10 protein-coding genes are annotated in these 14,219 nt (G+C 51.5%); 5 read left to right on the plus strand and 5 right to left on the minus strand.

Annotation, left to right across the window (positions count from 1 at the left end; all coding sequences use genetic code 11):
• Window positions 1–423: 423 nt before the first annotated feature.
• From C5S61_RS17960 to C5S61_RS17970, 3 genes are all read left to right on the plus strand, one after another.
• Window positions 424–4,656 (plus strand): S8 family serine peptidase, encoded by a 4,233-nt coding sequence (locus C5S61_RS17960; RefSeq protein WP_110517119.1) that lies wholly within the window; start codon window positions 424–426, stop codon window positions 4,654–4,656.
• Between the two features lie 73 nt (window positions 4,657–4,729).
• Entirely contained in the window at window positions 4,730–5,944 is a 1,215-nt protein-coding gene (locus C5S61_RS17965) for a CCA tRNA nucleotidyltransferase (RefSeq protein ID WP_110517121.1), read from the plus strand.
• 72 nt (window positions 5,945–6,016) lie between these two features.
• Window positions 6,017–6,796 carry a glucose 1-dehydrogenase gene (locus tag C5S61_RS17970; protein ID WP_439109058.1) on the plus strand — a complete coding sequence of 260 codons (780 nt, stop codon included), beginning with the start codon at window positions 6,017–6,019 and terminating at the stop codon, window positions 6,794–6,796.
• A gap of 609 nt (window positions 6,797–7,405) precedes the next feature.
• Here the strand turns inward: C5S61_RS17970 and C5S61_RS17975 are convergent.
• Both C5S61_RS17975 and C5S61_RS17980 read right to left on the minus strand, forming a co-directional pair.
• Entirely contained in the window at window positions 7,406–8,146 is a 741-nt protein-coding gene (locus tag C5S61_RS17975) for a phage antirepressor N-terminal domain-containing protein (protein WP_110517125.1), read from the minus strand.
• 13 nt (window positions 8,147–8,159) lie between these two features.
• Window positions 8,160–8,897 carry a type 1 glutamine amidotransferase gene (locus C5S61_RS17980; RefSeq protein ID WP_110517127.1) on the minus strand — a complete coding sequence of 246 codons (738 nt, stop codon included), beginning with the start codon at window positions 8,895–8,897 and terminating at the stop codon, window positions 8,160–8,162.
• A gap of 117 nt (window positions 8,898–9,014) precedes the next feature.
• Between C5S61_RS17980 and C5S61_RS17985 the strand changes: the two genes are divergently transcribed.
• The gene (locus tag C5S61_RS17985; protein ID WP_110517129.1) at window positions 9,015–9,764 is read left to right on the plus strand and encodes a DUF3592 domain-containing protein; all 750 of its coding nucleotides are present in this window, start codon (window positions 9,015–9,017) and stop codon (window positions 9,762–9,764) included.
• A gap of 273 nt (window positions 9,765–10,037) precedes the next feature.
• Complete coding sequence (locus C5S61_RS17990; protein ID WP_110517131.1) at window positions 10,038–11,225, plus strand: MFS transporter; 1,188 nt, start codon at window positions 10,038–10,040, stop codon at window positions 11,223–11,225.
• Window positions 11,226–11,568: 343 nt separating this feature from the next.
• On the opposite strand, the gene C5S61_RS18000 is transcribed toward C5S61_RS17990, so the two are convergent.
• Genes C5S61_RS18000 through rfbD form a run of 3 tightly spaced genes read right to left on the minus strand, consistent with a single transcriptional unit; the run spans window position 11,569 to window position 14,158 of the window.
• Window positions 11,569–12,354 (minus strand): dolichyl-phosphate beta-glucosyltransferase, encoded by a 786-nt coding sequence (locus C5S61_RS18000; protein WP_110517135.1) that lies wholly within the window; start codon window positions 12,352–12,354, stop codon window positions 11,569–11,571.
• An 8-nt stretch (window positions 12,355–12,362) separates the two neighbouring features.
• A complete protein-coding gene (locus C5S61_RS18005) occupies window positions 12,363–13,310 on the minus strand; it encodes a glycosyltransferase family 2 protein (RefSeq protein ID WP_110517137.1) in 948 nt (315 codons plus the stop codon).
• Window positions 13,307–14,158, minus strand: a complete 852-nt coding sequence (rfbD, locus tag C5S61_RS18010; protein WP_110517139.1) for a dTDP-4-dehydrorhamnose reductase — start codon at window positions 14,156–14,158, stop codon at window positions 13,307–13,309. Before rfbD ends, C5S61_RS18005 begins: the two co-directional genes overlap by 4 nt.
• Between the last annotated feature and the right edge of the window lie 61 nt (window positions 14,159–14,219).

A 14,219-nucleotide genomic window follows, 5' to 3' on the forward strand; every position in this document is an offset into this window, starting at 1 on the left:
ACGGCATTTTGTGTCAAGAAACAGCTCTTTTGGTGGGATTCTGAGGCGGCAGATAGCCTACAAGTCCAACGAGGCTACCCCGTAATTTGCCGAATAATCACCCCTTAATCAGTTCTTCATCTTAGAGAGAGTGTGTTATAATACATCGCATCAAATCAACAATCACCAATTAGTCCCGCTTTTTTATTCCCAACCAGCGCCAAATGGGCGTACTATTCTAAACTCTCCCCAAATCGGTTGTACTATTCTCAGCCACGGGGTTCTCTCTGCAATCATCTGCCACAACTAGGCTTAGCGCTAGTTTGGTTCAGGCTATAGATTGATATACGAATTACGGCACTGTCGATAAGGAGGCTTATTTTCGTCGTTGTATTTCCAATTCGCCCAGGTCTGAATTCGATATAGCTGAAGGAGTAACTGGTAGTGAAACATCGTTACACTCGTTTAGCAACGGTTTTAGCATTGTTAACCATGTTGGCGAGCAATTTGAGCGCTAACAACGTCACGCGGGCAGCAGAACCCCTCAAGCCCAGTGTCGAAACGGCTACTGATTCGCTGCAAGTGAATCAAAGCACTGCTAACCGTTCAAGCAAACCCACCCTTGCCCCATTGTATGGTGAATTTACCAAGTCTGGCTCGGTTAAAGTTATTGTTCAGTTCCACGAAGCTCCGTTGGCAACCTATGCTGGCGAAGTTAATGGCTTGAAGGCCACTGCCAATGCGCAAACTGGCCGCAACCAGCTTGATGTCAAGACAGCTGAATCACAAGCCTACTTGCAATACCTTGATGCTCAGCATGCAAGCTTCCTCAATGATGTTCAAGCCAAATCAAACCAAATCAAACAGATTGCCGATTATCAAGTAGCCTTGAACGGGATGTTCTTGGAAGTTGATGTTTCGGCGATTACTGTGCTGCGCAACCACCCTGATGTTGCTTCAGTATCAGTTGATACCATTCACAAGCTTGATACTGATAGCAGCAACCAATTTATTGGCACTGCTAGTTTTTGGCAAAACCTTAATGGTGGCCCAACTGGCACCAACGCCGGTGAAAACATTGTGATTGGGGTTATCGATAGCGGTATCTACAACCCTTCAAGCACCGTGACCAGCACTGGCATCCACCCATCATTGCGCGATCCATCACCAGTTGGTGGCGATTATAGCGCATGGACAGGTGGTTATAAAGGTGTTTGTGCACCAACTCCACCAGCAAATCAAATCCAAGATGGTAGCTTTGGCCCCTGTAATGACAAGCTGATTGGGGCTTGGTTCTATAACGGTGGTAATCTCGCTAACGCTGGCGAAATGAAATCACCAATGGACCAAAGCGGTCACGGTACCCACACCGCCACGACTGCTGGCGGTAACGGCGGTACTGCTTCACCCTTCGGGATTGTTTCAGGTGTTGCACCTCGCGCCCGCATTATCGCCTACAAAGTATGTTGGGAACGTTTGCCAACTGTCACTGACGATGGTCGCTGTAGTGGTGGCGACTCCATTTCAGCAATCAACCAAGCCTTGATCGACGGCGTTCATGTTTTGAACTACTCGATCAGCGGTGGTGAAGCACCATGGACTGATCCTGTTGAAATTGCCTTCCGTAATGCCAACGCATCTGGCGTGATTGTTAGCGCTTCGGCTGGTAACGCTGGAACGGTTGGCAGCGTTGGTCACGACTCGCCATGGTTGATTACGGTTGCTGCTAGTACCCAAGCCCGCGAATTCAAGGGCTATATTAGCAACTTAAGCGGTGGCACTGGTGCTGCCCCAACCCCATTGGTTGGTGCTTCACTCTACCCAGGCTCGGTCACTGGCCAAATTAAATTGGCTCCACCGCAAGGAAGTGAAACCCTTAATCCAAGCGAGTGTCGAAATCCCTATGCGCCTGGTACCTTCCAAGCAACAGACATCGTGATTTGTCGCCGTGGTAACAATGCCCGCGTGCTCAAATACGCTAACGTGTTTGCTGGTGGCGCTGGCGGCGGGATCATCGTTAACAATCTTGATAACCAAGGGATTGTTGCCGATTACTGCGCCAAAGTGTGTGTTCACCTCGAAAAGAACGCAACCTTGGAAAGCGCAGCTGGCGAAGCCTTGGTAACCTACGTTCAATCAGGCACCGTCACCGGTAAAGCCGATGGTGGGGTCAAAGTTAATGGCTCTGGCGATAAGATGGCTGGCTTCAGCTCAATGGGTCCTTCGCCAGTCAAGAACTTGATCAAACCAGACGTAACCATGATTGGCGTTGATGTTAACGCTGGGCATACCGCTTTTGTTTGGGACGACGCTTTCGTTGATGGCGAGTTGTTCCAAGTTATTGGTGGCACCTCAATGTCAAGCCCGCACAATGCTGGTCTGACCGCCTTGATGCGCCAAAAATATAGCAATTGGTCGCCATTTGAAATCAAATCGGCCTTGATGACAACTGCTAAGACCAGTGTTGTCAAGCCCGATGGCGTAACTCCAGCCGATCCATTCAACATGGGTGCTGGCCGCGTCGATCCAACCAAAATATTTAGCGCTGGTCTCGTGTTGAACGAAACCGTTGAAAACTTTGTAGCTGCCGACCCAGATGCTGGTGGCAACCCAGCAACCTTGAACATTGCAAGCGCTGCTAACGACGCATGTGCAATTGAATGTACTTGGACTCGGACAGTCAAGAATACCTTGAATGTTGCAACAACTTGGACTGTTAGCGGTTCAACCTCGCCAGTGACGGTCACTGCAACTCCTGCAAGCTTGAACTTGGCTCCAGGTGCAACCGGAACCATCACAATCAAGGCCAATGTTGCTGGCCGCCCAATCAATGGTAATTGGATCTTTGGCGAGTTGCGCTTGACCGAATCGGCCAACCGCGCGCCAGCCGTTCACTTCCCAATTGCAGTCAAGGCAATGGCTGGTGGCATTCCAAGCGAGGCTTCGGCAACCACCCGCCGCGATAGTGGTAAGGTGACTGTTGGTGGCTATAACGCTGTCAATGTAACCAACTTAACTATCCGCGAATTTGGTTTGACCAAAGGTTTGCGCGTTACCGAAGTGATTACTGGTGACAGCACACCTGATATTATTGACGATGACTTAACCGATGGGGTCTTCCTTGAGTCGTTTGTGGTGCCTGCTGGCGCAAGTAAATTTGTTGCCCAGATCACCGAAACAACCGCTGAAGATATTGATCTGTATGTTTTCCGCGATGCCAACGGCGATGGCATTCCTCAAGAAGACGAAGCCGTCGGTGACTCAACATCCCCAGGGGCTTTGGAAACAGTAACGCTGCCAAATCCAACGGCTGGGACGTATGTTATCTTGGTGCAAAACTGGCAGGCATCAGTCAATGCGCCCGATTCAATTACGCTCGAAGCCTACTATATTCCAACCACTAACCTTGGTAACTGGGATGTTGTTGGCCCAGCCAATGTTTCAGGCAGCGCTCCATTCAGCGTTGATATTTCCTGGAACGAGCCAGCCCTCACAGCTGGTGATGTTTGGTTCGGCGAATTCGACCTTGGCACTAGCGCATCAACCCCAGGTGATATTGGCCGCACGACCTTCAAGCTCGAAGTCTTAGAACCAGAACTTAACGTCGCAGTCAGTGATACAACGGTTGATGTTGGCGAATACGTCACCTATACCTTGACGATTTCCAACTATGCTAGCCTCGCCGATACCTTCTATGTAACCAATACCTTGCCTGTCGGCTTAGAATTGGATGCAAGCAGCTTGCCTGCTGGCGCTAGCTACAATGCAGCAACCCGCACCATCACATGGAGTGGCTCAGTTGTCGGCGCTGATCGCGAGTATATGTTCAGCGATAGCCGCAATGGTGGCGTAGCATTCGATAACTTCGATGTTTCAGCCGATCCGAACACTACAGCGATTTGTGCAGCTATTGCTTCAGTTGAGTGCGATGAAGAAGCGCCAAACTTACCGCTTGGTAATTTCCGTATTCGTGCCTACGATGTTAATTACGCAGCAATAAAACTCTGGACAAATGGGATGATTCAGTTCAATCCTGCTAGTGTGCAAGGAACTACTGGTAACTACATTGCCCAAAATATGCCAAGTTCGGTTATTCCCAATGGTCTGTATGCAGGTCTTTGGACGGACTTGGATTTGAATGGAACTGGTGCCTCAGATGAAGGTGGCGGGGAATACTATGCCTTGTTTGTTAATGGAGTGAATCCAAACGCTCCTACCGTTCCATACCTCGCAGTTGAATATGAAGGTGCTCAACAATATGATGCACCAACTTCAAACCTCAACTTTACCAACTATGCCCGCGCCGATGGCGTTGAGTCAGAGTTCTGTACTGTCTATGGTACGCTCACTGGCAACTTGACCACGTTTGCCGATGGTGTTTCAGTTGGCATCGAGAACCTGGATGGCACGGTTGGCTCAAGCTACTACTACAGTGGCGATAGCTCAACCAGCGCCAATGTTCCAACTGCTGGTACAACCATCTGTACTTCGGTTGGCACTGGCGAACCTGGTACGCTGACCTTGACCTACCGCGCTCGCGCAACCCAAGCTGGCACCTTGACCAACAGCTTTGTCTATAGTTCAGCTGCTGATCGCAACCAAGCAAATGTCGACGTTGCAATCGAAGCAGTTCAAGCTGTGTTCAAGATGTTCTTGCCATTGGTTAGCAAGTCGTAAGTTTCGCTCAATTGTCGGTTACAATGCCCTCACTCATTGCGAGTGAGGGCATTTTTTTATGTGAGATCGCTCAATGTTGTATGATCTTGCCGCGTTTTTCAACCAAGCTACCGCCCCATTGCAGCAACGCATCTGGTGGCTGATTCAGTATGCTGCCGAGCATGGTTTGGCCTGCTATGTGGTTGGTGGTTGCGTTCGCGATTGGCTACTGGAGCGTCCAGTTGGCGATATTGATCTGGTGGTTGAGGGCGATGCAATTGCGCTAGCCGAGGCTTGGGCCACCGTTTGGCCTGATCAGTTGCATACTCACCAGCCATTTGGTACCGCAACCGTGAGTTGGCTGAATGCTGGTACGTTGGTCAGCTTAGATCTGATTTCTGCGCGCCGTGAGCACTATCCCCAGCCTGCGGCTTTGCCTGTTGTGAATTTTGCTGGCTTGGCTGATGATCTGGCGCGGCGCGATTTTACCATCAACTGTTTGGCCTTGCAGCTTGCCAATCAGCCGACCAGCATCATTGATCCGCACAATGGTTTGGCTGATCTTGAGCGTGGTTTGATTCGGGTGTTGCATGAGCGGAGTTTTATCGATGACCCAACCCGCATCTTGCGCGCCTTGCGCTTTGCAGCGCGCTTAGCATTTAGGCTTGAGCCATCCACCGCCGAGTGGTTGCAGCAAGGTTTGCCATGGCTTGATCAGACCACGCCCGCTCGTTTGTGGAATGAATTGGGTTTGCTATTAAGCGAGCCAAGTGTGTTCAAAGCGTTAAGCTTGGCTGATGAATGGGGTGTGCTGCAGCAACTATTTGGCTGTTCTTGGCCACAAGCCTTCAATCAACAAGCCCAAACATTGCTTATCCATTTGCCTAACGATCAATTGGCGATTTGCTGGTTGTTGTTGATGAGCCAACTTGCACCAAGCGCAGCCCAAGCCCAAACCAAACGCTTTGGCCTGCCCAAGCCCATTCGCCAAGCAGTTGAACAATGGCATACGTTAGCGAATACTGCTGCTTCGCTGCTAAACCCTAAGCTGTCAGCAGGCAAGCTTGATCGCTTGCTTAGCGTGTTTGAGCCGTTGGTTTTGCAGGTTTGGGCGAGTGCTCAAACGCCCTTCATTCAACAGCAAATTGGCTATTACTTGCACTATTTACGCCCAATTGTTAGCCAACTAACGGGCCGCGATTTGCAAGCCCAAGGCATTAAGCCAGGCCCAGCCTATAAAACGCTGCTGGCCGATGCCCGCGAGCAGCAACTTGATCAATTTGCTGCCGAAAATCCGAATCTTTGCTAAGATAGACGTGGATGAGCCAAGGCGATCAGCAGCTGTTTCGGCCAGAGCAGCATCGCCCTTGAACTAGGAGTAATGCCAATGACGACATTCGATTTAAGTGGCAAGGTGGCAATCGTAACTGGTGCATCACGGGGTATTGGCGAGGCAATTGCCCAACAGTTTGCCCGAGCAGGAGCGAAGGTTGTCGTTTGTGCGCGCAAATTAGAAAGCCTGCAAACCGTCGCCGATAGCATCAATCAAGCTGGTGGCACGGCCTTGGCCTTGGCCTGCCACACTGGCAAGCGCGAGCAAGTGCAAGCGGTGGTCGCCCAAACCTTGGCCGAATGGGGACGCATTGATATTGTGGTCAATAATGCCGCCACCAATCCGCATTTCGGCCCGTTGCTCAACTCCGATGCTGCCCAATGGGATAAAACCTACGAGGTCAATGTTAAAGGCTATTTTTGGCTGATCCAAGCGGCGGCTGAGGCCATGCAGGCCCAAGGTGGCGGCTCGATTATCAATGTTGCTTCGGTAGCAGGCTTGCAACCAGCCACGGCGATGGGCATCTACAGCATCTCCAAGGCTGCCGTGATTGCCCTAACCAAGCAGCTAGCCCAAGAACTCGGCCCCTTTAATATTCGGGTTAATGCCTTGGCCCCAGGCTTGATCAAAACCAAATTTAGCTCAGCGCTGTGGGATAACGAAGATCTGAATCAGAAAATTGTGGCTGGCACACCACTAGGCCGAATTGGCACGGTCGACGAAGTTGCCGCCGCTGCCTTGTATCTGGCCAGTGATGCCGCCGCCTTTACTACCGGCACAGTGATGACCATGGATGGCGGCAGCCTTGTCGGCGGGATTTTGGGCTAATTCGAGAACATAGAGCATAGAACATAGAACATAGAAGAAGGATGAATTATGAATTATGAGGGATGAAAATCAAAAGGCAAAAGGCAAAAGAACGGAGAGCATAAAAGGCAACAATTTAACGCAGAGGCGCAGAGAGAAGTTAGGGATGAGGGATGAGGGATGAAGCCATCGGCCCATAGCCTAGCTGTACTGGTGCATGACGTTAACCACCGCCTGCCCAACCCCTCTCCCGTGGCGCGGGGCTTTTACCCCGTAGTTCTGTCGAAATGTGTCGTTAAACGATGATTGACTCGACTCCCCCTCGCCCGCGTTCAGTGGGAGAGGGGGGCGGGGGGTGAGGGCATGATCCTCGTTGCCAATCCAATGTATCAGTACACCTAGCCCCTGAATCCTGACCCCTCGCCCCTATTTCATCCTTCGGTCACTTCTACACCTCTGCGTTTAAAGCTACTCTTTTGGCTTTTGATTTGTTCTCTGTTCTGTGAATCTTCATCCTTCATCCCTCATAATTCGGTTCTCTGTGCCTCTGCGTTTAAAGCTACTCTTTTGGCTTTTGATTTGTTCTTTGTTCTGTGAATCTTCATCCTTCATCCCTCATCCTTCATCCTTTTAAATATCTGGCATTGGTTCTGGTTCGCCGAGTGCATCGCCATACCAGCGTTCGAGCCAGGCCAAGGCTTCGTTGAGCCGTGCTTGCGGCATGCGGCGGTAGGTTGTAATGCCCCATTGGCGATACAAGCCATCGAAAATCGCCGGATATTCGTTGCGCCGCGAGCGTTCGCCCACCACTTGAGCTACCCGCCGCACCGTTCGGGCCAATAACACGGCGTTGGCCTCAATTTCGGCACTCATGCCGCCCATTTCGCGGGCCTCAACATCGGCGCTGAGCTGGCGCTCAAGCAACATCTGCTCACGGGTCAGGTTGGCAACGGCCAATGCCCCACGATAGGCCACTTCTGCTTGGGTTTGCTCCCAACGGTTGGGCAATAGTTGGTCGTTGGTTTCAAAGCCTTGCGGGCGAAAGCTCTGCCACAGCACCGAGGCCATTTCGTTGCTCAAAGCTTGAACAACTGGCGCTGCCTCAGCACTCACGCTTTTGGGATCAAGCCCTGCCACCCACAAGGGAATCAGATCGATCCGCAAACATGGCTGGCGCTCATCCTCGCCATCGAGATTTGGCACGCGCAGTTGCCGTAAGCCATCGGCCAAGGTGGCATGAGCTTTAATGCGTTTGAGTTGCGGCGCATGCGGAATCTCCAGCATGGCACAAACTACGGGAATCGAAGCATAGGTTTGGTTGGGATCGAGTGCGAGAATCTGGCCTAGCTCGCTATTATAAAAATGTTGCATGCAAATCCTTTATCTAGCCTTTGAGGCGTTCGAGCATGGTGTTGTGGGCGGCTAGTTCCAATTGATCATCAAGCGGCTTGAGGGTGGCATTGGAGCCATAGCGGCGTTGGAGCGCTAGCTCAAGCAGATGGTCGGCGAAATGTGGGTTTTTGGGCAGCAATGAGCCATGCATATAGCAGCCAATCACATTTTGCCAAACAGCGCCTTCGCTGCCATCTTTGCCGTTGTTGCCATGACCAGCCAGCACCTTGCCCAAGGGCTTAACCCCCGATCCAAGGAACGTGCCGCCGCTATGGTTTTCGAAGCCAACGAGGGTTTGGCTGCCAGTGCCCCAATTAGCCTCGATCAGCAAATTGCCAATCAGGCGTTGGGTGCTGCCCACGGTGTGCACATCCAACAAACCGATGCCTGGTAATTTCTCGCCAGTGTGGGTCAGAAAATAATGGCCGAGTAGCTGATAGCCACCGCAAATTGCCAACAGCACCATGCCAGTTTCGGCGGCGCGGCGCAATGGCTCTGCTTGCTGCTCAACAAAATCAGCAGCGATTAACGCTTGGCCACTATCTTGGCCACCGCCAAAAAATGCCAAATCGACATTTTGCCAATCGATGTTGCTGCCAGGCATCACCGGAATCAGGGTTGTTGTAATATCGCGCCATGCACAGCGCTGGCGTAAGGTGATAATATTGCCACGATCACCATAAATATTCATCTGTTCAGGGTAAAGATGAGCAATTGTCAGGTTGTACATCGCATCCTCCACGTATTCGTGCTCATTGTACTACGCTCAGCTGCTTAACAAAACCTTGATACTCATCGTGTATAACGATTAACCGAGTTTGATGTTGTAATGCTCAAAGGATAGTCTATGCAACCATTTTTACTTAATCCCAAGAATGCAGCTGTTGTTACGCGCCAAAAACCCTATGGTAGCGGTACATTTGTTGGCTTTATGTTGCTATTTAGTATTCCATTTTTGCTGGTTGGCTGTATCGCATTGGGCTTTTTGCTGCGCGATATTGGCGCTACCCAAGCATTAATCAATGGTGATGATACCCAAGCAACCATCACCAAGCTTCGGGTCGAGGATCATGGCGATGATACGAGCTATTTTGTCGATTATCGCTTTGATGCGCCAATCAATGGCGATAGTCGCACCGTTGAATCAAGCCATATCATTAATCAAGAAACCTATAACACGTTGAGCGAAGGTGCTACGGTGATAGTTCGCTATGACCCTGCCAATCCAGCGGTTTCCAAATTAAGCGCGCTGGTTAATTGGAATAATGTGCTAATCCAGCTGGCGTTTGCAGTGATGTTTAGCTTGTTTGGCGGGCTAGCGTTGATCTTCTTTGTGATTCGGCCATGGCGTTTGACCAAAGCCTTACGTGCGCGAGGCCAAATGCTGCCTGGGCAGATTATCAACGCCAGTGCTGAAAAAGATGGTGATGGCGATTGGAATTTAGAAGTTAAGTATTATTTTGTTTCACCCCATGGCGTAGGCATAACCAAAACCCAAAGTGCTATTCGCAACGATTTGCGCAATACAGCGCCGCCGCCAGCCAACACGCCCATTGTGGTGATGTTTGCTGACGAGCGCAATTTTACGTTGTTGTAAATTAGCTTCCCTCACCCCAATCCTCTCCCGCCGCGTGGGCGAGGAGCTTTTTCATGGTGGTTGTGCCGCAATGCGCGGTAAATGATGGTCGACTCCCCCTCGCCCGCGTTCAGTGGGAGAGGGGGCTGGGGGGTGAGGGAACATTATTACTCATCCAATGAATTATTACAGCTTTTCATGCTCAATCACTTCCAAAGCCTGATGGAAAAATCGTGATCTGCTCTATACTTATCCTCATATGCGGGAAATTTCATAGGCGCTTTGGAGGCTGCAATGGCAACGCGGACAAGTGGGCAGGCTGTCGCTCTGACAGGCCTTTCGGTCATGGTGATGATGACGTTTTCACACGCCATGAATGATATGTGGACTTCATTGCTTTCACCATTGCTCCCAAGCATTAGCGATACCTATCAGGTGACGATTGGCCAAACTGGGATTTTGGTGGCGATTTTATCATTTGCTGGCTCGATGCTTCAGCCATTGCTTGGCGCAGTTGGCGATTATGTTGATCGGCGCTGGTTGGCGGCGTTTGGCCCGGTGCTGACGGCGCTTGGCCTGACATTAATTGGCTATATGCCCAACTTTTTTATGCTGGGCGCGTTGATTATGCTTGGTGGTTTGGGTAGCGCAATTTTTCACCCTGCTGGCGCGGCCTACATCGCTATGGGTGCGAACCCTAATCAACGTGGTTTGTTTGTATCAATCTTTTCTGCTGGCGGCACGTTGGGCATGGCCTTTGGCCCCTTGATTGTGGCCCAGTTTGATTTAAATAGCTTGCCGTATTTGCTGCCAGCTGGCATTCTGATTGGCATCGTGACCTTTTTAATCATTCCTTCGGCGGCGCAAAATCGCAGCCAACCAAAAACGTTGCGCGATTATATTAGCGTGTTTCAAGGGCCATTGCGTTGGCTTTGGTTTATGAGTGTGTTGCGTTCGCTTTCGAGTGTTTCGTATAGCAGTTTGTTGGGCTTTATGCTGCGCGATCGCTATGATCAGGCGCTGGCTGATGCTCACGTTGGCCCAACTTTGGCGGTATTTAACATTGCTTCGGCGGTTGGTGGCATCGTTGGCGGGCGAATTTCCGATCGCATTGGGCGCACGGTGGTGTTGCGTTCAAGCATTCTGAGCACGATTCCACTCTTTATTGGCTTAGTCTTGTCATCGCCGTTGGATTGGTGGTATTACCCCTTGACGGCGGTGGTTGGAGCCATGGTGATGGCGAATATTCCAGTTTCGATTGTGACCGCCCAAGAATATGCGCCGCAGCATATTGCGACCGCAAGCGCCATGATGATGGGCTTTGCCTGGGGAACCTCGGGCGTGCTCTACCCAATTATTGGCAGCCTAGCCGACTTGACCTCGCCAACTTGGGCAATGATTGCGGCGATTGGCCTGCTCTTGCCAGCCTTCTTTATTACGGTGCGCTTGCCAGAGCCGGAACGCACGACGACGATTGGCTAGGAGAAAAGGATGAAGTATGAGGGATGAGGGATGAATTGAGTATAGAATGGGGTATGCTTCTCGGCTTCGAGCTAGGTTTTAACCGCGAAGAGCGCGAAGTTACACTAAGAATGAGATTATTTAACGCAGAAGGGATGAAGGATGAATTGTGTGCAGAATGCAGTATGCTTCTCGGCTTTGATTTAGATTTAACCGCGAAGGCCGCGAAATTGGGCTAAGAGATTATTTAACGCAGAGGCGCAGAGCTTTTTAGGTGAGAGTAGCTCCCAATACCAAAGCTCTGCGCCTCTGCGTTAACGGTTTAGCTCCCGATCCCCGATCTCCAATCCCCGATCCCTCGCTTCTATGCTCTATGCTCTATGTTCTTATTTTTCACATCGCGATATTGGCCAGAGAGTGCATTCCAGCGAACTTTGATCACATCGCGCAGGTTGCGCCATGAATCGCGAATATTATCGACCTTGGTTTCCTCGCCATAACGCCATGTGACGGGCACTTCGGCAATTTTATAGCCACGGCGCAAGGCCAAATACAACACCTCAACATCAAAGGCGGTAACGGCTGCACCTTTGGGCGCTTCGGTCGTATCGTCATACAAGCGCATGCGGCCAAAGACATCGTGCGAGGCCTCGCGGCTGAAGACCTTAAAGCCACATTGGGTATCTTGAAATTTGCCAATGCCCAAAACCCGCACAATCAAGTTGAAAACCCGCCCCATCACATGCCGCATAAATGGCTCGTCGATGCGGCTGGCTCCTGCGCCCTCGCGTGAGGCAATCACAATATCATACTGTTGTTGCAGCTTGGCTTCGAGCTTGGGCCATTCGTTCATGGGCACTGCCAAATCTGCATCGGAAAAGAGCACATACTCGCCGCTCGCTTGGGTCATGCCAGTGCGCACGGTGTAGCCTTTGCCGCGATGCGGATTTTGAATAACCCGAGCTTGAGCATACGCGCTGCATGCCGCTTCAGCAACCGCCACGGTTTGATCGCTACTACCATCATCAACCACCAATAACTCCCATGACCATGGTTGGGCGTTGAGAAATTGCAAGACTACAGGAAGGGTTTGCGGTAGTCGGCGGGCTTCGTTATAGGCCGGAATTACCACCGAAAGATACGGGGCCATGGGGACTCCTATCGTCCAAGCCAAGCAAGCAGCCGCTGTGCTTCTGCTGTGGCTAGCTTTCGTTCACGCCAAATGCGAGGAATGAGCCGCAACCCAGCCCATTGTCCACGTAAGCGAGCGCGGGCGGCCTCTCCCCTCCAGTGGCGGAGTGCTTGCCCAAAAATTGTGAGTTGTGACCATAGAAAAGCTGGCAAGGCATGCGGCCAGGCTTGAATTGGCATATGCCGCAGCCAAAGCAGAATAAAATTTCGACCACAATAATAGCTGGCTCGCACTCCACCACCAGTTGCGCTAAGGTGGTGCAAGACGCGAGCTTGCGGCACAAACAGCGTGCGCATTCCAGCCCGCCGAGCACGTAAATTGAGATCGACATCCTCGCAATACATCACCAACAAAGGGTCAAGCAAGTTGCCAGCGGTATCGACAAGTTGTTGCAAACTGGCCCGTTTGTAGGCTGCTGCGCCGGCGCATGGGCCAAAAACCTCGCTGATTGCATCATATTGGCCATGATCTGGCTGCCAAACCCCACGACTCCATGGCACGCCATTCCAATCGTAGCCATCGCCTGTGGTGTGCAAATGATCTGGTTGGCTGTAGAGCAACATTTTGGCGGCGGCAAAATCATAGGCCGGAAAACGCTCAAGCGTATCAATTAATGCAGCAACAAAATTTGGCCCAACTTCGGTATCGTTGTTGAGCAAAATGACCCACGGCGCATTGGTGGCCTGAAACCCACGATTGACTGCGGCGACAAAGCCTTGGTTGCTCGGCTGAATCAGCCAGTTAACCTCAGGATAGGCCGCCTGCAACGCCGGAACACTGCCATCTGGCGAGGCATCATCGATCACCGTGATCAGAAAATCGTTGCGGGTTTGTTGGCGCAAGCTATCGAGGCAGGCTGCTAATAGCTGCGCGCCGTTATAATTGGGAATCAGAATGTCGATACCATGGCTCATTGGGTTGGCTCGTCGATGGCAGCAACTGCGGCAATGACTGCTGCTTGCCAGCGCCGCAAACGAATGCCCATGGCTGCCGCTGCGTTATTGCTGAGCGCAGAAAAGGGCGGCGGGCTGCTTGGGCGACTAAATTCTGCTGAGCTAATTGGCTCAACTGGTAGGTCGATGCCTGCTGCTGCCAAAACGGCGCATGCCAGTTCATGGCGCGAACAAGCACCCTCGTTGACAACGTGATAAATCCCAGGAATATTGCTATCGACCAATTGGCGAATTGCCCACGCGGCCTCGGCGGCATGGGTTGGTGTGCCAACTTCATCGGTCACGACGCGCAATGGTTCGCCAGTTTGCAGGCGCTCGCGGCCTAAACGGGCAATGGTGCGCACAAAGTTGCGTTGGCCGCCAAACAACCAAGCAACCCGCGTGATAAAAACATTTGGCGCATGCTGCAAGACTGCCTGTTCGCCGCCCCATTTTGAGCGACCATAGGCATTAATTGGCGCTGGCTGATCGTATTCGCTATAGGCTTGTTGGCTATTGCCACTAAATACCTCGTTGGTACTGACATACACCAGCGGAATATCGCGATCGCGGCAGGCAAGAGCTGCATATTTTGGCCCCAGCGTATTTTCACGAAAGGCCCGCGCAGGATCAAGCGCACAGCCATCGACATTGGTAAAGGCTGCTGGCAACAACACCAAATCTGGTGCAAGCTGATTAATCGCCGCGCGCGCGGCTGGTTGGCTTAAATCAAGTTCTTGGTGGCTGGGGACTAATAACTGATGGTCGGCAAACGTTTTGGTCAGCTCGCTGCCAAGTTGGCCGCTTGCCCCAAGGATCAACACACGCATATAAACTCCTTTGCGCGGCGCATGGTAGAACAAGCCCTCGCATTCGTCAATTAAATAGGGC

The organism is Herpetosiphon llansteffanensis (genome assembly GCF_003205875.1).
GTDB lineage: Bacteria > Chloroflexota > Chloroflexia > Chloroflexales > Herpetosiphonaceae > Herpetosiphon > Herpetosiphon llansteffanensis.